The organism is Klebsiella sp. Q2 (genome assembly GCF_009900705.1).
GTDB classification, from domain to species: Bacteria; Pseudomonadota; Gammaproteobacteria; order Enterobacterales; family Enterobacteriaceae; genus Klebsiella; species Klebsiella quasipneumoniae.
Genome location: NZ_JAAABE010000004.1, coordinates 336,137 through 354,381 on the forward strand (window position 1 = coordinate 336,137; position 18,245 = coordinate 354,381).

The following is an 18,245-nucleotide window of genomic DNA, read 5'->3' on the forward strand; positions in this document are numbered from 1 at the left end:
TCCGCTCCTTAATCCGTTAACCAGCTGGCCTGACGCTGCAGCACCGGCAGTATCGGGCGACGATGCTGCATATCCGGCAGCGAGTTAATCAATCCCTGAGTGTAGGGGTGACGGGCGTGATCGAGATCTTTAGCGGCGATGGACTCCACTACCCGTCCGGCGTACATCACCAGCACCCGGTCGCAGAAGCTGCGCACCAGGTTGATATCGTGGCTGATAAAAATCAGCCCCAGCCCGCGCGACTGAACCAGGTCATCCAGCAGGCCCAGCACCTGCAGGCGCACCGACACGTCCAGCGCGGAGGTGGGCTCATCGGCAATGATCAGCTCCGGGTCGGTAATCAGCATCATGGCGATCATGATGCGCTGCCCCTGTCCGCCGGATATTTCATGCGGATAAAGCTGATAAACGCGCTCCGGCTGGCGAATACGCACCACCTCCAGCATCTCCAGCGCCCTGGCTTTCGCCTCATCTTTGCGCCCGGGATGATGAGTAAGCCAGGCCTCGGCGATTTGCTTACCCACGCAGACCACCGGATTAAGCGAATATTTCGGGTCCTGCATAATCATAGAGATACGTTTGCCGCGTACGCCGCGCATCTGCGCTTCGCTAAGATGCTGCAGATCGAGGTCGGCAAACTGCATCCGGCTGGCGCTGACGCGGGCCTTTTTCGGATGCAGCTGCAGCAGCGCGCGCCCAACGGTGGACTTACCCGAACCGGACTCGCCGACAATAGCCAGCTTCTCATGCCCCAGCTGGAAGGAGACGCCGCGCACGGCGTGGGTCACCGCGCTACCGTTAACAAAGTCGACGCACAAATCGCGCACGTCGAGCAGCGGTGCATTATTCACTACGGGGATCGAGGATGTCACGTAGGCCATCTCCTAAGAAGTTGAACGCTAAGCTATTGATCAAAATCGCCAGCCCCGGAATGGTTACGACCCACCAGCACTCCATCATATAAGTGCGCCCGCTGGAGATCATCGCTCCCCACTCCGGCTCTGGCGGCTGCGCGCCGAGGCCGAGAAAGCCTAGGCCGGCCGCGGTCAGAATGATCCCGGCCATATTCATGGTGATACGGATAATGACCGAGGGCAGACACAGCGGCACGATATGGCGCCAGAGGACGCGGGCCGATGAAGCGCCCTGCAGACGCACGGCGGAGATAAAATCAGCCTGGCGCAGAGAGAGCGTTTCGGCGCGCGCCAGACGGGCAATCGGCGGCCAGGCGGTCAGCGTGATGGCGATAACCACGTGCTCCAGCCCTGGTCCTAAAGCGGCGACAAACGCCAGCGCCAGGACCAGACTCGGGAAGGAGATGAAAATATCGGTGACGCGCATCAGCACCATATCGACTTTACCGCCGAAATAGCCGGCACTGACGCCCAGCAGCAGTCCGAGCGGACCGACGGTCACTGAGACCAGCAGCACGATATAGAGCGTGATGCGGGAGCCGTACACCAGGCGACTAAAGATATCTCGGCCAAACTCATCGGTGCCGAACCAGTGCTGCGCATTCGGCGCGACCAGCGCACTATTCAGGTCCTGTACCAGCGGGTTATAAGGCGCAATCAGCGGCGCGAAAATCGCCACCACCAGCAGCATAAAGATAATTCCTCCGCCGATGGCCGTGAGCGGATTGCGCGCCATTTTGCCGATAAACCCGACGGCCCGCGCCGCCGCGCGTTGCAGCCGCTGACGGCCTTCGCCCGCACCACCCGAAAGCGGCGAATCCAGAGAAACGGTCATGATTTTGTCCTCGGGTCAAAGAATTGATACAGCATGTCGGAGAGCAGGTTGAGCATCACGAAGATCACCCCCACCAGCAGCACGCAGCCCATCACCGCATTCATATCGCCCAGCAGCAAGCTTCCGGTAAGGTAGGAGCCAAACCCCGGCCATGAGAAGACGGTTTCAATCAGCACCGCGCCTTCCAGCAGCGCGCCGTAGGCCAGCGCCACCACCGTCAGCAGTTGCACGAGGATGTTACGAAACGCATGGTTCCAGATAACCTGGCGCTCGGTCAGCCCTTTCACCCGGGCGGTAATAATGAACTCCTGCGACAGCTGGGCCAGCATAAAGCTGCGGGTCATACGGCTGATATAAGCCAGCGAGTGAAAACCCAGCAGCGAGGCGGGAAGAATCAGATGATTAATGGCGTTCCAGAACACCTGGCCGTTGCCGGCCAGCAGCGCATCAACGGTCATCAGCCCGGTGCAGCGCGGCACCACACCATCCAGCCCGAGCTCTACCCTCCCGGCGCCGCCTACCCAGCCAAGCCAGGCATAGAACACCAGCAGCCCCATCATCCCGACCCAAAAGATCGGCATCGAGTAGCCCGCCAGGCTGATAATGCGTACCACATAATCGGAGACGCTATTGCGCCGCGCCGCCGCCAACACGCCCAGCGGAATACCAAGACCCGCGCCGACAATAATCGCCATCGTTGCCAGCTCCATGGTGGCCGGGAAGACGCGGATAATATCGTCCACCACCGGTTTCCCGGTCAGCAGCGCGTTGCCCAGATCGCCGTGCAACAGGTTGACGAAATAGATGCCAAACTGGGTGGTCAGCGATTTATCAAACCCCAGCCGCTGGTAAACCTGCTGATAGGTACTCTGGTCAGCATCCGGGCCGACAATCGCCAGCACCGGGTCGATGGGCATGACGCGGCCAATGGTAAAGGTCAGCAGCAGCAGGCCGAACAGTGTAATCACCACCTGCAGTAGCCGTTTTGATAAGCGCCGGCCGCGTGAGCCGGGCGCAAGGATTGCGGTACTCATCCTTTCTCTCCTTCGCGGACTTTATAGACGTCACGCAGAAAAGTGGTGGCGGAGGGGTGCGGCTGATACTCCCGTACCTCGTTGCGCACGACGACCGAATCAACCATCTGCGAAAGCGGAATTAAAGCCGGAACCAGCTGGTCGTAGCGTGTCTGGATGGCCTGGTAGTCAGCCACCTGTTTTTGCGGATCGCGTTCCAGCAGGGCCTGGTCAATCATCGTATTCAGTTGCGGGTCGTAAAAACCGGTACGCCAGCCCTGGAAGTTGGTCAGGCGCGCCTTATCGCTGTTATCCGGGTTATAGACCAGCGCGCGCAGGCTGGAGTGCGGATGCGGCTCCATCCCGCTGCCGCCGCGACCTACCAGCAGGTCAAATTTACGCTCGCGCATTGCGCCGTAGATCTGGTTACCAGTGCCGGTGATGATTTTGGCGTTAATCCCCGCCTGCATCAGCGTCGACTGCACGGCGATAGCGATGTTAAGAAATGGCTGATCGGAGAGTACCCGCAGCGTGGTATCAAAGCCGTTGGGATATCCCGCTTCCGCCAGCAGCTTTTTCGCCCGCGCCACATCCAGCCTGTAGCCGGGATCGGGTAGCGTGGACGGCATTCCCGCTTTGATAGGCCGCTGGTGCAGCACGCCGTAGCCCGGCATCAGCGCTTTATTGATACCCTGGTAATCAATCAGATAGCGCACCGCCTCGCGCACTTTCGGATTGGCGAAGTGCGCCTCTTTCATGCTCATCGCCACGTAGTACATGGTGCCGCGCTGCACCGCATCGACGGTCAGCTGCGGATCGCTGCGCAGGGCGTTGATATCGGAAACCGCCATATTGTTGGCAATATCAAGGTCGCCTTTTTCGATCATCAGGCGCAGAGTTTGCGACTCCTGGAAATGACGCAGTACCACGCGGCTCATTTTCGCCTCGCCGCGCCAGTAGCCAGGGTTGCGCTTCATGCGCAGCACATCTTTCGCCTGCCAGGTTTCGAGGATAAACGGCCCGGAACCGGCTTCATGGGTGGTTAGCCAGCGGTTACCCCAGTCGTTATCCTGCTGGTGGCTTTGCACCGTTTTACTGTCCAGCACTCCGAGGTTGCCCAGCGCCGCCAGCGAGTAAATCACCAGCTGCGGATCGTTATCTTTGGGTAATACGATTTGCACCGTGAAGCGGTCCGGCGCGCTGACCTGGCTGTCGATATTTTTCTTACTGAAGCCATAGGATTTCCATACTGAGGCCTGGGCCAGGTTGAGGTGCAGGATGCGCCGCATTGACCACACGACGTCGGCGGCGGTCAGCGGGTTGCCGGAGTGAAACTTAACGTCATCGCGCAGATGAAAGGTCAGGGTTTTGCCGTCGGGGCTGATATCCCAGGATTTCGCCAGCGCGGGCCTGACGGTGGTGAGCTGCTCAGGGTCAAGCTCCACCAGCGAGTCGTAGAGGTTGACCACGATCCCCACCACTTCGTTACCGGTCATCGCCGCCGGGTCAAGGGTGAGCAGGTTATTCATATTCATGCCGATGATCAGCTGGTCGGGCGGCGTTTTCGCCACCGCCTCCCCGCTCCCCATCGACATGGCGAGCGCGAGAATACACGCTCCCAGTAAGGAGGTTTTTTTCATATCTCTGTTTGCCTGTACTGTAGGGTACATGTTGCCGGATGGCGGCATTTTCGGCTTATCCGGTCTACCGGGCCGCAGGCTCGATAAGCGCAGCGCCATCGGGTATTTATTTTTTTAAATCAGTCGTGGCTAACGGTATTGGCTTCGATATACGCAAAATTAATGTCTTCACCGAGACCCGGACGTTGTGACAAATGCACAAATCCCTGGTCATCCATCGGGTCGACAATGCTGTTGAGATAGGCCGCCGGTTCATCGTAGTCGAGGAACGGATGCAGCAGGCCGCGCTCGTACCAGCGGCAGTTGCGGATCGCGCCCACCACCGCCAGGCTTGCCGCTCCGTTGCCGTGGACTTCGCAATCCATGCCGAAAGATTCCGCCAGCGCCGCCACCTTCATGGTCGGTGTAATCCCCCCCACGCCGTTAGCGCCGGCGCGCAGAATGTCGCAGGCCCCGGCTTTCACCCATTCGGCGCGCATGTGGTGCTTGCCGCCGAAGCTCTCCGGCCCGACGATGGGAATCGACAGGTTTTCCGCCAGCCACGCATAGGAGGACATCGAATCCTCCTCCATCGGCTCTTCAAACCAGGCGAAATTGAGTTTTTCCAGCTCTTTGCCGATCCACAGCGCCTCGGCGCGGCTGTACCAGTGATAGCCATCAATCATCAGGTCAATATCCGGCCCTACGGCTTCGCGCACCGCCGCGCAGGCTTTAATGTCCATTTTGGGATTGGGCGCAAAAGAGATTGGCGGCATCCAGGTGTGCAGCTTGATGGCCTTGTAGCCGCGGGCGACCAGCTTCTCAGCAAAAGCGGCATACTCTTCCGGGGTCGACAGGCCGCCCGGCAGATCGTCGCCGCACATGGTGCTACCGTAAGCCGGGACAGTGTCGCGATAGCCGCCGAGCAGCTTATAAACCGGCATCTTAAGGCTGCGGCCGATCAGGTCCCACAGCGCCTGTTCAACAAACGACAGCGCGCGCTCCGTTAGCTGATGTGCGCTGCCGCGCTGCCAGTGGTTAAGATCCTGCCAGATACGCTCACGGTTAAACGGGTCCTGTCCCACCAGCACTTTGCGAAAAAAAGTATTCACCACGAACGGGCGCACGACTTCCGGAGGCGCAAACGAAAAGCCCTGCGCCCCATCATCAGCGGTGATGGTCAGCATCGCCATTTTGGCCATGCTTTCACCCCCCGGATGGGAGTGCCCGGCGCTGTCGGAAACCCGACGAGTGGGATATTGGAAAACGGTGACATTCACAGATTCAATTTTCATGCTCGGTCCTTATCACGGCCAAATCCGATCGACATAATCAAATCGGCAAAGCGGTTTCACATTATTGAAAATACGTTTCAATATATAATCTAAGCACAACTTCGTAGTAGTGCCTCGGACAAACACCGCTAAGCAAGGCCATAAATTTGGGCATTGGCACAACAAGACGTGACTGTTTTCACAAAAGATGAGCGAAATGTGAGGCAGATCGACCAGGAGAAAAAAGGGCGTGAGCGCAGAGAAGAGATTAACCGACCAGCTACATCCCGGGAATGTCTGCGCCCACAAATGGCTGACTTAAACCGCCGCCGCTGGCTCCGCGCTAAGCGCTTCCAGCAGTTCAGGTAAGGTTTGATAGCGGCCAGCGGCGGCCTGAAAACGCGCGTGCTGGCTATCTTCTGCAATCACTATCGTGGCAATCCCCGCCGACTGGGCCGCGCAAAAGCCGGTAAAGCTATCCTCAATCACCAGACACTGGCTGGCGTTGAGATTGAGCTTCCGCAGCGTCGTGAGGTACACCGCCGGGTGCGGTTTGCCGCGTGGTTCATCATCTGCGCTGGAGATCGCGTCAAAAAAGTGCCAGAGCGAGAGCTTGTTCAGCACGGCGGCGATAACCTGGCGGGATGATGACGTGGCGAGCGCAATTTTATTGCCAGCTGCGCGAAAATAGCCTAACGCCTCCTGCACCCCACGCATCGGCTCGCCATCGGCGGCAATCAGGCCGGTGATGCGCTGCAATATGGCCTCTTCCAGCAGCGATGGGGCAAGGTTAAGCTGAAAATAGCGGCACCAGGTGTCGGCGATTTCGTCGAGGCGTTTGCCCTTGGTCAGGGTTTCACACTCAGCCACGCTCGCCGTTGCTCCCCACTGCGCGAGGGCGTCAATCTGCGCCTGGCGCCACAGCGCCTCGGAATCAATAATCACGCCATCCATGTCAAAAATAACCGCCTGCATACTCATTCGTTCACCTCATTAAGGCTGGCATGGAGCCCATGCCAGCCGCATCACCTTAAGAGAATTCAACCTGCTCACGGGCAGTCGCTTCCTTGTGGGAAAATCCCGGCTGCTCCACGCGGATAAACGCACAGAGGAAAAAGGCCACCACGTACAATGCGGTATAGGCGATGACTACCCCAATGGTGCTGAAGAACGGCAGCAGCACCACGGCGATCGCCGGAGCGAGAAAGTTAGACATCCCCGCCGACAGGTTATACACCGAAATCGCCGCGCCTTTGTGCTTCGGCTCCAGCGCAGGGAACACGGCGGCCAGCGGCACAAAGGCGGCGACAAAGATCCCCAGGGCGATGGCCGGGATCAGCGCCATCGCAAAGCTGTGGCCAAAGTGCTGAGGGATGTAGTAAAACGCCAGGCTGGAAAGCGCCATCCCGATGCAGCCGAACCAGCGCACCACCTTCATCCAGCCCAGTTTTTCACCCAAAATGCCCCACAGCACGTTAGAGAAAATGGTGGTGAAGAAGAAGACCGCCCACACCTGAAGCCATTCTGAAGTGGTAAAGCCCAGCTCATCAACGAACATCATCGGCATAATCACCGCAAACCCGAACAGCGAGAGGGTATTGATGATCCTGACCATGCTCGACAGCAGAATATTGCGGTTGGTATAGAGCAGCGTCGCGGCGCGTCCCAGCTCGGCAAACTTCTCACGGGTGGTGAGATTCTGCATATGCTGCGGCGTTTGAATATGGCGCAGGGAAGCCAGAGCAATCACCCCCCCGGTAAGGCAGAAGGCCAGCGCCAGCCACAGGGTGCCCATTTCGCCAATATGCGGAATGGTGAAACTCGGAATATAGCTGCCGAAGACCCCGATGCCGATGGAATAGACCGCCCAGAACCAACCGATGGCCGAGCTGGCGTTGTCGCTTTTGACGTTATGGACAATCGCCACGATAAACGAGTAGAGGAACAGCGGATAGGCGAAGCCGCGGATGCCGTAGAAAAGCAGGATCAGCGCATAGTTGGCGTGACCGAGGCCGAAAACGAGGAACAGCACGTGGAACACGCACCACAGTACGAAGCCAATCATCATCGTTTTCAGCGGGGTGATAATTTCCGCCACCACGCCGGAAATCCACGCCGACAGCGCGGCGGCCAGGCCGTAGAGGGTAAAGGCAAAGGAGGCCTCCGCCGGAGAGAAGCCGAGCGCTTTGATATAGTGCGAGAGAAAAGCTAATTCGAAACCGTCGCCGGTCATAAATACGGCAATGGCGATGTATCCCCAGAGCAGGTTCAGGGGTAAACCGAGCCACTGTTTATTATTGATAGACATAATGACCTCGTTTTCAGGGTACAGGGTGGCCGCTCCGCGACGTTCAACGAAGCGGCTGTGGTGGTAAAATCAGTGCTGCCGATAGTGCAGATCGTTTAAATACAGGGCCTTAAACTGCGCGTAGCGTTGCATCAGGGTGTGGTGGCGAACAGGATCCGCACGCCAGGTCTGCCAGACTTCCGGTTTTTCACACACCGCGTCAATGGGTTTGCCCGTCGCCAGGCAGGCCAGCCGCGCCGCGCCCAGTGCGCCGCCGGTCTCTCCGCCTTTGTGGGTCACCACCGGCATAGCGAGAATATCGGCCAGCAGCTGGGCCCAGAACGGACTGCGGGCGCCCCCGCCCACCAGCGAGCACTGCGCGATCGGCGTCCCGCTCTCTTTCAATGCCTGCAGACCGTCATTGATGCCAAAGCTCACCCCTTCCAGCACCGCGTAGCCGAGCTGGGCACGCAGGCTGGAGTGGGTCATGCCCCAGAAGATGCCGCGGGCGTCAGGATCGTTATGCGGGGTTCTTTCCCCGGAGAGATAAGGCAGGAAGAACGGCGCGTTGGCTTTATCCTCCTCGCTTAGCTCGGCAATCTCCGCCAGCAGCGCCACTTCCGTGGTACCGGTGAGGCGGCAGAACCACTGCAAACAGCTGGCGGCGCTAAGCATCACGCTCATCTGATGCCACAGGTTCGGCAGAACGTGACAAAACGCATGGACCGCCGACTGCGGCGCCGGACGATAGGCGTCGGTCACCACAAACAGCACCCCGGAGGTACCGAGCGAAATAAACGCGTCCCCCGGCGAGACCGCGCCGACGCCAATGGCGCTGACTGCGTTATCGCCGCCGCCCCCGGCCACCACCACCGAGGCGTTCAGCCCCCAGCGCGCAGCCACCTGCGGGTCAAGGGTGGCGGAAACCTCACAGCCTTCCACCAGCATCGGCATCTGGCTGCGCGACAGGCCGCATTTATCCAGCAGCGAGTCGGACCAGTCGCGCTTCGCCACGTCCAGCCACAGCGTTCCGGCGGCGTCCGACATATCGGAGACTTTCTTCCCGGTCATCCGGTAGCGCAGATAATCTTTCGGCAGCAGCACCGTGGCGGTGCGCTGAAAGTTTTGCGGCTCGTGACGACGCACCCACAGCAGCTTCGGCGCGGTAAAGCCCGGCATCGCCAGGTTGCCCGCCACCTGATGCAGCTCCGGCGCCATCTCCTCCAGCTCGGCGCACTCTGCGGCGCAGCGGGTGTCGTTCCACAGAATGGCCGGACGGATCGTCTCCCCCTTTTCATCCAGCAGCACCGCGCCGTGCATCTGTCCGGAGAGGCCAATCGCCTTGACGGCCGACCAGTGCTGAGCGCATTTTTCCCGTAGGGTGGCCATCAGGTACTCCGTCGCCTCCCACCATAACTCCGGCGATTGTTCTGACCAGTGCGGATGAGGCCGCTGAATGCTCAGCGGCGCGCTATGGCTGGCGATAACCTGATTGTTCTCATCAATGACCAGCGCTTTGACTTCCGATGTGCCAAGATCGATACCCAGATACATAGCCACCTCTTATTTAATCAGCGTGTAAACAGCGGCGACTTTCTCGCGCATCAGCGCCAGGAAATCCGCGTTGTCGGCCAGGTCGCCAAACAGGGCTTTATCACGGGCGAAGACAGCCACCGGATCCTGAGCCTCATACATCTCATGCACCGCCTGCTCATCCAGGATGCCGTCCTGGTACTGATACGGCAGGGTTCCCTTATGCCACTGCTCCATAAAGACGAAGAACAGCGCCGGCAGCATGGCGGTCGCTTCCGGACGGACGCCGCGCTGATAGCACTCCTGCAAGGTTGGCGCGATCATCGCCGGAATCTTTGAGAAGCCATCGGCGGCAACGCGCTGGTTGGTGTCCTGGATATGCGGGTTGGTAAAGCGCTTGAGCACCACATCGCGGTAGGTCGGCAGATCAATGCCGTTATCGCCGAGGCAAGGAATGACATCCTCCGTGACGTAGCGGTCGGCAATGGCGTAGATAGCATCGGTGAGCGTGCTTTCGTGAATATACTGCTGGCCGATTAAGGTCCCCGCCCAGGCAATGCAGCTGTGGGACGCGTTCAGGATGCGGATTTTCGCCTCTTCATAGGGGATAACCGACTCGACCATCTCCACGCCGACCGCTTCCAGATTTGGGCGGGCATCGCGGAAGTTGTTCTCCACCACCCACTGGATAAAGGTCTCGCCCATTACCGGCGCCTTATCGTCAATGCCGGTTTGCGCTTTGATACGGGCCGGCAGATCGGCCGCCGGACGCGGGGTGATGCGGTCCACCATGGTATTCGGACAGGTGGTATTCGCGGCCATCCAGTCAATCACCGCCTGTTTGCCGGTAAGCTGCAGGAACTCCACCATCCCGTCGTGGAAGCGCTCACCGTTATGCCGCACGTTGTCGCAGTTGAGCAGGGTCAGCGGCCCGGCGTTGTCCGCCATGCGCTTTTCCAGAATTCGTGCGAGGGTGCCGTAAATGGTTTTGCATTCGCCTTTCAGGTCGGCCTGCAGATCGGGGTTACTGGTTTCCAGCTGATGGCGGGTGTTCAGGTAGTACCCCCCTTCCGTCACGGTAAAGGCGATAACTTTTGTTTGCGGATTGGCCCCTTCGTTAATCAGCGGCTGCAGCCCTGCCTGCCACGGCAGCAGTTTCTGAATAGAGGTGATTTCTTCATATTCGCGCTCCCCTTCCGGGCTGACGGTCTCCAGCACGTAACGTCCTCCCTGCGCCGCCAGCGCCTGCACCACCTGCTCGGCGTCGTTGCGGATATTGCCGGCCGCGATGCGCCAGCGCTTATCCCCGGAAGCCATCAGACGATGCAGATACCACGCCTGATGCGCGCGATGAAAAGAACCCAGACCAATGTGAAGCCATGTGAATTGATTGTTCATGTTCTGCTCTCCTTGAGTTGATGGCGCCACTGTAATTGATCATTTGACCAAAATAAGAGCCACAGATCACAAAAGAACAATTACCCAATTAAATTACAAATGACCAGTCGAGAGCAAAAGCTTGCCAGTTATGCCAACCACGGCGAGAATGCGGGTATTCGCCGGGCCAATTGCGTGCCCAGGCCAGCAACTTAGGGCGGGAAACCATGAGTAAAGAAGACGATATCCGGTTGGATCAGAAGGTGCGTGCCGCATGGATGTACTACATCGCCGGCCAGAATCAGAGCGAGATTGCCAGCCAGCTGGGCACCTCCAGACCGGTGGTGCAACGGCTGATCGCCGCCGCGAAAGAAGAAGGGATTGTGTCGATTAATCTGCACCATCCAGTGGCGAACTGCCTCGATTATGCGCAGTTGTTGCAGGAAAAGTATCGGCTTCTTGAGTGCAATGTGGTCCCCGCCTTTAGCGAAGAAAGCACCCTCGACAGCGTATCGTTTGGCTGCTATCAGCTGATGGCTCGCTACCTGCAGGATGATAAAGAGAAAATCATCGGTCTGGGCTCGGGCCTGACCCTGAAAAAAGCGCTGCAGCGCATCGATTTCGACAGCCTGAATACCCGCTGCGTGGCGCTGATCAGCGCCATGGACGCCGACGGGCAGTGCAACTATTACGATGACGTGCCCCTGCTGCTGACGAGCAAAATAAAAGCCAAGTACTATCAGTGGCCGGCGCCGCGCTACGCCCAGACCGCGGATGAGTATGAGATGTGGTGCACCAATCGCTTATTCCGCAGCGTCTCTGGCGTCGCCCGGGAGGCGGACGTGATTTTTGTCGGTATTGGTCCGCTGGGCACGCAAAGCCCGATCTTTAAAGACGGATTTATCAATCAGGCGCAGATGGATGAGCTGACCGCCCGCGGCGGCATCGGGGAGATCCTCGGGCGGTTTATTGATGCAGAAGGCGAGGTGGTCGACAGCGAGATCAACCGCATGATCACCAGCTATGATATCCGCCAGAACCACTGCCCGCGGATTGCCGCGGCCTGTGGAGAATACAAACGACCGGCGATCCTGGCCGCCCTTAAAGGCGGCTGGATCAACGGCCTGGTGACCGATGAACATACCGCTCGCTGGCTGCTGACGCGCTAACGGCAAACAGCGACTCAGCTGCTGCTCATCAGTCGCGGCGGAATTTCAATCCGCTGCTGGCTGGCTTCGCCGGCGTCAATAATCGAAAAAACAGCGTCCAGCATCGCCGGCACGTCCTGCTGCACCATGTCGATATCGTGCCCCAGCAGATAGACAAACGGATCCCAGTCGAAGCAGCCCATCGGCGGCTGCTCGCTGCCGGTCAGCCCCACCTGCGACAGCCAGCGCACAACCCCTTCAAGGGATATCGTCGAGTTAACAAATATCCCCTGCAATAGCGTCTTCGCGCTGCCAAACCGCTCCTGCAGGCATTCCTCAACGTGACCTTTCGAATAGCCGGGAGCCAGAATATTCGCCTGCGGCACGCTCAGCCCCTGCTCGTGATGCGCATCGTGGAAACCGCGTAAACGCTCGCTGGTGTTATGGTCGCTGCTGCGCCCGCCGATGAAGGTCAGCGGCGCCAGCGATCCCCGACGGCGGGCGCTGTTAGCGAGGATCTTGTGGGTCAGCGCTTTCGCACCGCCGTAGTTATCCGAAATCACCGACGGAGAGAGAGACCCCGGCAGGTCGAGATTGACCGTAGGCACGCCCGCCTGCTGGCAGAGCGCGGAAATTTTATCCGGATTGGTCGCCCCGGTCGCGATCACCCAGTCAACCTGCCAGGAGAGCATCGCTTTTACCGCTTCGAGCTCCAGCTCCGGGCTTCGGCGCGTACAGGTGATAATCGGCAGCAGGCCACGCTCGCGGGCCATCTCCTCAAAGCGTTCGGCGACGGAACCGAAGTAGCGGTTATCGTATTTGGGGATAATCATGCCAATGACGTGTGATTTTTTACTGCGCAGCATGCTGGCCTGGCGGTTAATCGCATAGCCCTGCTCCTCAGCAATCCGGGTCACCTTTTCGGCAAGCTTTGCGCTGATGCGGCGTTTTTTCCAGTTACCGTTGAGGATAGCGCTCACCGCGCTCGCCGAAACGCCGGAAAGCTCCGCCAGGTCGTAAATCGTTATCTTCTTCATTTTTCCAACTTGCGTCACAAAATCATGTCGCTGTTAATTTCCCCACTTGCTCAATCGATGAAGCGAGCGCAACATAGCTTCATCGATTGAGCATCCATTTCACGCCAGGAAGTACGCGCGCATACTGCCTTAACATGCCAGCAAGCCTGAATAATGATGCTGATATTCAATATGTTACCAGGTTTTTGTCCATAACCTCGAACGCGATGCCCTCGGGTTCGATAGTTTTAACCAGACACGGCAAAGGATTATAAAATGAACCACTCTGTCTCCTCTATGAATACTTCCCTCAGCGGTAAAGTCGCCGCGATCACTGGCGCGGCGTCCGGTATCGGCCTCGAGTGCGCGAAGACCCTGCTGGGGGATGGCGCAAAAGTAGTGCTAATCGACCGCGAAGGCGAAAAGCTCAACAAACTGGTCGCCGAACTTGGCGAAAACGCCTTCGCTCTGCAGGTGGATCTGATGCAGGCGGACCAGGTCGATAATCTTCTGCAGGGCATTTTGCAGCTTACCGGGCGTCTCGATATCTTCCACGCCAACGCCGGCGCCTATATCGGCGGGCCGGTGGCCGAGGGCGACCCGGACGTCTGGGACCGCGTGCTGCACCTCAACATCAACGCCGCCTTCCGCTGCGTGCGCAGCGTCCTGCCGCATCTGATCGCGCAACAATCCGGGGATATTATTTTCACCAGCTCCATCGCGGGCGTGGTGCCGGTGATCTGGGAGCCTGTCTATACCGCGTCGAAATTCGCTGTGCAGGCGTTTGTCCACACCACTCGTCGTCAGGTGGCGCAGTATGGCGTGCGCGTCGGCGCCGTACTACCGGGCCCGGTGGTGACCGCGCTGCTGGACGACTGGCCAAAAGCCAAAATGGATGAAGCGCTGGCCAACGGCAGTCTGATGCAGCCGATTGAAGTGGCGGAGTCAGTGCTGTTTATGGTGACGCGTTCGAAAAACGTCACCGTACGCGACATTGTGATCCTGCCGAACAGCGTGGATCTCTGACCCGTAACCAGCCTGTGAGAGGATGTGATGCAAAACGATACGCAAAACATGATTGGTGTGGATGTCGGTTCGGGCAGCGTGCGCGCCGGAGTCTTCAATCTGCGGGGCGAGCTTCTTGCCCACGCGACTCAGGACATTACCCTGTTTCGCAGCGCCGGGAATAGGGTTGAGCAGTCGAGCCGTGAAATCTGGCAGGCGGTGTGCTACTGCATTAAAACCGCGGTGGCCAGCGCCGGCGTCCCGCCGTCGTCGATCGCCGGGCTAGGCTTCGATGCCACCTGCTCGCTGGTGGTGATTGGCGATAACGACGCGCCGCTGGCGGTCGGGCCTTCGGACGATCCGGACCGCAATATTATTGTCTGGATGGATCATCGCGCCACCGCGCAGGCGGAAAAGATCAACGCGACGGGCCACCCGGTGCTGCAGTACGTTGGCGGCAAAATCTCGCCGGAGATGGAAACGCCGAAAATTCTGTGGCTGAAGGAGAATCGCCCGCACATCTATCAGCAGGCGCGCCACTTCTTCGACCTCGCCGATTACCTTACCTGGCGCTCAACCGGCGATGACGCCCGCTCGGTCTGCACGGTGACCTGTAAATGGACCTACCTGGCGCATGAACAACGCTGGGATGCCGGCTACTTCCGCCAGATTGGCCTCGACGAGCTGGCGGATGAAGATTTTGTCCGCATCGGCCAGCGGATTGTCGACCCTGGAACCCCCTGCGGCGACGGTCTTTGCGCCACGGCGGCAGAAGAGATGGGCCTGCCGATCGGCACGCCGGTGGCGGTGGGGATGATTGACGCCCACGCGGGCGGCATTGGCACCGTTGGGGTGCTTAACGGCGCGGTCAACAATATGGCCTACGTCTTCGGCACTTCTTCCTGCACCATGACCACCACTGAGGAAGCGGTGTTCGTCCCCGGCGTCTGGGGCCCCTACTATTCGGCGATGGTCCCGGGCTACTGGCTGATTGAAGGCGGACAAAGCGCCGCCGGCGCAGCTATCGACCAGCTGCTGAGCTTCCATCCGGCGGCGGCGGCGGCTCGCGAGCAGGCGCAAGCCGCGGGCGTCCCTCTGCCGGTCTGGCTGGCAGATCGCGTACTGGCGCAGGCTGCCTCGCCTTCTGAGGCGGTCACGCTGGCCGCCGGTCTACACGTGGTGCCCGAGTTTCTCGGTAACCGCGCGCCGCTTGCCGACCCCCACGCGAAAGCGCTGATTGCCGGGCTGGGGATGGAGCGGGACCTGGATAACCTGACCGCGCTGTACGTTGCCGGGTTATGCGGGATTGGCTATGGCCTGCGACAGATCCTCGACGCCCAGCGCGCCTGCGGAATTGAGAGTGAAAATATCGTCATCAGCGGCGGGGCCGGACAGCATCCGCTGGTGCGGCAGCTGCTGGCCGACGCCTGCGGCGTTAGCGTCGTGAGCACCGCCTGCAGCGAGCCGGTGCTGTTAGGCTCCGCCATCCTCGGCGCCGTCGCGGGCGGAATCGCGGCTTCGCTGCCGGAGGCCATGAAGCAATTTACTCAGGTGGATGCCACCTATCACAGCGAGACTGCGTTTAGCTCGCTACATCAGCGCAGGTATGAGGCCTATAAGGCGCTACAACAGGCCGGCAGGCTGATTCGCGAATAACAACCCTCTTTTTTAATAACAATAATGCTCCGCTGCTGTGCAGCGGAGACACTCATCTGCACTCTGAAATCGAGGTCAACATGTCCGTTAATAACAAACAGTGGTACGGTCTACCGCTCAACCTCATCTGGGGATATGTCGCCATCGCCGTGTTTATGACCGGCGACGGCTTTGAGCTGGCTTTTCTGTCGCACTACATCAAAGCACTCGGATTCACCCCGGCGCAGGCTTCCTTTGCCTTTACGCTATACGGTCTGGCCGCCGCCCTGTCGGCGTGGGTCTCCGGCGTGGTGGCGGAGATCATCACCCCACGCAAGGCCATGATGATCGGCTTCGTGCTGTGGTGCGTATTCCATGTACTGTTCCTCGTCTTCGGCCTCGGTCGCGCCAACTATGCGCTGATCCTGCTGTTTTATGGCATCCGCGGCCTGGCCTACCCGCTGTTCCTCTACTCATTTATCGTCGCCATTATCCACAACGTTCGCAGCGACAGTTCCAGCTCTGCGCTGGGCTGGTTCTGGGCGGTCTACTCCGTGGGCATCGGCGTGTTCGGCAGCTATATTCCGAGTTTCACCATTCCCCACATTGGCGAAATGGGCACCCTGTGGCTGGCGCTGGTCTTTTGCGCCACCGGCGGCATCATTGCGCTGGTGTCGATGCGTCATACCGAAACGCCGCGCCATATGCAGAACCTGACCACTCGCGAAAAACTCGCCGAACTGGGGCGCGCCGCGACGCTGCTCTATACCAACCGCAGCATCCTGTTCTCGAGCATTGTGCGCATTATTAACACCCTGTCGCTGTTTGGTTTTGCGGTGATTATGCCGATGATGTTCGTTGATGAGCTGGGCTTTACCACCTCGGAGTGGCTCCAGGTGTGGGCGGCCTTCTTCTTCACCACTATCTTTTCGAACGTTTTCTGGGGGATCGTGGCGGAGAAAATGGGCTGGATGAAGGTGATTCGCTGGTTCGGCTGCATCGGGATGGCGTTCTCCAGCCTGGCGTTTTACTACATCCCTCAGCACTTTGGCCACAGCTTTGCGATGGCGCTGGTGCCGGCTATTGCCCTGGGTATTTTCGTCGCCGCATTCGTGCCGATGGCGGCGGTGTTCCCGGCGCTGGAGCCGAACCATAAAGGCGCGGCGATTTCGGTCTATAACCTGTCAGCCGGGCTGTCGAACTTTCTGGCGCCGGCGATCGCCGTGGTGCTGCTGCCCTATTTCAGCACCATCGGGGTGGTGATTGCCTATACCGCCTTATATATTCTGGCCTTCTTCCTGTGCCCGTTAATCCGCGTTGAACAGCCTGGCTTTGCCAGTGCTCAGAGTGCAAAACCGTTTACCGCCAACGCGGCGGAGTCTTAATAAACCCGACATCAGGTAGGAACAACGAGCAATCCGGGCGGTAACGCCCGGATTTTCGCCTTAGGCGATGGTGACTTTGCCGTCGAGGTAGACATCCTGCACGGCATTGATCAGCTTCACGCCGTCGGCCATCGATTTCTTAAACGCTTTACGGCCAAGGATCAGCCCCATGCCGCCGGCGCGTTTATTGATCACCGCCGTGCGCACCGCGTCGGCAAGGTCGGTCTCCCCGCCCGCCGCGCCGCCGGAGTTAATCAGCCCGGCGCGGCCCATATAGCAGTTGGCCAGCTGGTAGCGCACCAGATCGATAGGGTTATCGCTGGTCAGTTTGCTGTACACCCGGTCGTCGGTATAGCCGAAGTTAACCGCTTTGTAGCCGCCGTTATTCTCCGCCATTTTCTGCTTAACGATATCGGCGCCGATGGTGGCCGCCAGGTGGTTGGCCTGACCGGTCAGGTCAGCGGAAACATGATAGTCGACACCGTCTTTCTTGAAAGCCGAATTGCGCAGATAGGCCCACAGCACGGTGACCAGGCCCAGCTCATGCGCCCGCTCAAAGGCAGCGGAAATCTCTTCTATCTGACGACGCGATTGTTCCGAGCCGAAATAGATCGTCGCGCCCACGGCCACCGCCCCCATATTGAACGCCTGCTCAACGCTGGCGTAGAGGGTCTGGTCGTACTCGGTGGGGTAGCTCAGCGTTTCGTTATGGTTGAGCTTCACCAGGAAAGGAATGCGATGCGCGTAACGGCGCGACACCGAGGCCAGCACGCCGTATGTCGACGCCACGCAGTTACAGCCGGCTTCGATCGCCAGCTCGACGATATTTTTCGGATCGAAGTACAGCGGGTTGGCGGCGAAGGAAGCCCCCGCCGAGTGCTCCACGCCCTGGTCGACCGGCAGAATGGAAAGGTAGCCGGTCCCCCCCAGACGTCCGGTGTTGTACAGGGTTTGCATATTGCGTAGCACCGCCGGTGGCCGGTTGTTATCCACCATCACCCGATCAACATAATCTGCGCCAGGCAGATACAGCTGGTCGGCCGGAATGGTTATACAACGGTGCTGCAAAAGGCTCTCGGCATCTTTGCCCAGCAACTGTGTAATATCAGTCATAGCAATCTCCCGTAAGGCCGGCCGGAGCCGGCATGCATTATCCCAACCCAATTATTTTGGGCAGGTTAAGCCTGGTACCGACTTAGCCTAT

The 18,245-nt window shown here is 59.1% G+C and carries 15 protein-coding genes; 4 read left to right on the top strand and 11 right to left on the bottom strand.

Annotation, left to right across the window (positions count from 1 at the left end; translation table 11 throughout):
• Nucleotides 1–8: 8 nt before the first annotated feature.
• The 9 genes from GT756_RS17110 to dalD all read right to left on the bottom strand — a co-directional run bounded on the left by GT756_RS17110 (nt 9) and on the right by dalD (nt 10,873).
• The gene (locus tag GT756_RS17110; protein ID WP_004175147.1) at nt 9–872 is read right to left on the bottom strand and encodes an ABC transporter ATP-binding protein; all 864 of its coding nucleotides are present in this window, start codon (nt 870–872) and stop codon (nt 9–11) included.
• Nucleotides 844–1,749, bottom strand: a complete 906-nt coding sequence (locus tag GT756_RS17115) for an ABC transporter permease (protein WP_004200464.1) — start codon at nt 1,747–1,749, stop codon at nt 844–846. The genes GT756_RS17110 and GT756_RS17115 overlap by 29 nt, the downstream gene beginning before the upstream one ends.
• Complete coding sequence (locus GT756_RS17120) at nt 1,746–2,783, bottom strand: ABC transporter permease (protein WP_043520372.1); 1,038 nt, start codon at nt 2,781–2,783, stop codon at nt 1,746–1,748. Before GT756_RS17120 ends, GT756_RS17115 begins: the two co-directional genes overlap by 4 nt.
• Nucleotides 2,780–4,402 carry an ABC transporter substrate-binding protein gene (locus GT756_RS17125; protein WP_160124948.1) on the bottom strand — a complete coding sequence of 541 codons (1,623 nt, stop codon included), beginning with the start codon at nt 4,400–4,402 and terminating at the stop codon, nt 2,780–2,782. Before GT756_RS17125 ends, GT756_RS17120 begins: the two co-directional genes overlap by 4 nt.
• A gap of 119 nt (nt 4,403–4,521) precedes the next feature.
• Nucleotides 4,522–5,676 (bottom strand): mandelate racemase family protein, encoded by a 1,155-nt coding sequence (locus GT756_RS17130; RefSeq protein WP_004214749.1) that lies wholly within the window; start codon nt 5,674–5,676, stop codon nt 4,522–4,524.
• Nucleotides 5,677–5,973: 297 nt separating this feature from the next.
• Nucleotides 5,974–6,636: an HAD family phosphatase gene (locus tag GT756_RS17135; protein WP_160124949.1), complete on the bottom strand. Its 663-nt coding sequence runs from the start codon at nt 6,634–6,636 to the stop codon at nt 5,974–5,976.
• A gap of 49 nt (nt 6,637–6,685) precedes the next feature.
• Nucleotides 6,686–7,963, bottom strand: a complete 1,278-nt coding sequence (gene dalT / locus GT756_RS17140) for a D-arabinitol transporter (protein ID WP_032418653.1) — start codon at nt 7,961–7,963, stop codon at nt 6,686–6,688.
• Between the two features lie 69 nt (nt 7,964–8,032).
• A complete protein-coding gene (xylB, locus tag GT756_RS17145; RefSeq protein WP_160124950.1) occupies nt 8,033–9,496 on the bottom strand; it encodes a xylulokinase in 1,464 nt (487 codons plus the stop codon).
• Between the two features lie 9 nt (nt 9,497–9,505).
• Nucleotides 9,506–10,873, bottom strand: coding sequence for a D-arabinitol 4-dehydrogenase (gene dalD, locus GT756_RS17150; protein WP_032456385.1), 1,368 nt, complete (start codon nt 10,871–10,873; stop codon nt 9,506–9,508).
• Between the two features lie 206 nt (nt 10,874–11,079).
• Between dalD and GT756_RS17155 the strand changes: the two genes are divergently transcribed.
• Complete coding sequence (locus GT756_RS17155; protein WP_004201572.1) at nt 11,080–12,021, top strand: sugar-binding transcriptional regulator; 942 nt, start codon at nt 11,080–11,082, stop codon at nt 12,019–12,021.
• Between the two features lie 14 nt (nt 12,022–12,035).
• Here GT756_RS17155 and GT756_RS17160 read toward each other — a convergent pair whose 3' ends face one another.
• Nucleotides 12,036–13,037, bottom strand: coding sequence for a LacI family DNA-binding transcriptional regulator (locus GT756_RS17160; RefSeq protein ID WP_004201573.1), 1,002 nt, complete (start codon nt 13,035–13,037; stop codon nt 12,036–12,038).
• Nucleotides 13,038–13,292: 255 nt separating this feature from the next.
• On the opposite strand from GT756_RS17160, the gene GT756_RS17165 reads away from it, so the two are divergent.
• The 3 genes from GT756_RS17165 (at nt 13,293) to GT756_RS17175 (ending at nt 17,041) form a co-directional block, all read left to right on the top strand.
• Nucleotides 13,293–14,042 (top strand): SDR family oxidoreductase, encoded by a 750-nt coding sequence (locus tag GT756_RS17165; protein WP_174562446.1) that lies wholly within the window; start codon nt 13,293–13,295, stop codon nt 14,040–14,042.
• Between the two features lie 27 nt (nt 14,043–14,069).
• Nucleotides 14,070–15,677, top strand: a complete 1,608-nt coding sequence (locus GT756_RS17170) for an FGGY-family carbohydrate kinase (RefSeq protein ID WP_160124951.1) — start codon at nt 14,070–14,072, stop codon at nt 15,675–15,677.
• 80 nt (nt 15,678–15,757) lie between these two features.
• Entirely contained in the window at nt 15,758–17,041 is a 1,284-nt protein-coding gene (locus GT756_RS17175; RefSeq protein ID WP_032456388.1) for an RbtT/DalT/CsbX family MFS transporter, read from the top strand.
• Between the two features lie 60 nt (nt 17,042–17,101).
• Here GT756_RS17175 and fbaB read toward each other — a convergent pair whose 3' ends face one another.
• The gene (gene fbaB, locus GT756_RS17180) at nt 17,102–18,154 is read right to left on the bottom strand and encodes a class I fructose-bisphosphate aldolase (RefSeq protein ID WP_004201578.1); all 1,053 of its coding nucleotides are present in this window, start codon (nt 18,152–18,154) and stop codon (nt 17,102–17,104) included.
• Between the last annotated feature and the right edge of the window lie 91 nt (nt 18,155–18,245).

Bases quoted from the DNA above. Each gene is read 5' to 3' on its own strand.
- GT756_RS17155 (WP_004201572.1), top strand. From the start codon at position 11,080: ATGAGTAAAGAAGACGATATCCGGTTGGATCAGAAGGTGCGTGCCGCA.
- GT756_RS17160 (WP_004201573.1), bottom strand. From the start codon at position 13,037: ATGAAGAAGATAACGATTTACGACCTGGCGGAGCTTTCCGGCGTTTCG.
- GT756_RS17130 (WP_004214749.1), bottom strand. From the start codon at position 5,676: ATGAAAATTGAATCTGTGAATGTCACCGTTTTCCAATATCCCACTCGT.
- xylB (WP_160124950.1), bottom strand. From the start codon at position 9,496: ATGTATCTGGGTATCGATCTTGGCACATCGGAAGTCAAAGCGCTGGTC.
- fbaB (WP_004201578.1), bottom strand. From the start codon at position 18,154: ATGACTGATATTACACAGTTGCTGGGCAAAGATGCCGAGAGCCTTTTG.
- GT756_RS17175 (WP_032456388.1), top strand. From the start codon at position 15,758: ATGTCCGTTAATAACAAACAGTGGTACGGTCTACCGCTCAACCTCATC.
- GT756_RS17135 (WP_160124949.1), bottom strand. From the start codon at position 6,636: ATGAGTATGCAGGCGGTTATTTTTGACATGGATGGCGTGATTATTGAT.
- GT756_RS17170 (WP_160124951.1), top strand. From the start codon at position 14,070: ATGCAAAACGATACGCAAAACATGATTGGTGTGGATGTCGGTTCGGGC.
- GT756_RS17125 (WP_160124948.1), bottom strand. From the start codon at position 4,402: ATGAAAAAAACCTCCTTACTGGGAGCGTGTATTCTCGCGCTCGCCATG.
- dalD (WP_032456385.1), bottom strand. From the start codon at position 10,873: ATGAACAATCAATTCACATGGCTTCACATTGGTCTGGGTTCTTTTCAT.
- dalT (WP_032418653.1), bottom strand. From the start codon at position 7,963: ATGTCTATCAATAATAAACAGTGGCTCGGTTTACCCCTGAACCTGCTC.
- GT756_RS17115 (WP_004200464.1), bottom strand. From the start codon at position 1,749: ATGACCGTTTCTCTGGATTCGCCGCTTTCGGGTGGTGCGGGCGAAGGC.
- GT756_RS17165 (WP_174562446.1), top strand. From the start codon at position 13,293: ATGAACCACTCTGTCTCCTCTATGAATACTTCCCTCAGCGGTAAAGTC.
- GT756_RS17120 (WP_043520372.1), bottom strand. From the start codon at position 2,783: ATGAGTACCGCAATCCTTGCGCCCGGCTCACGCGGCCGGCGCTTATCA.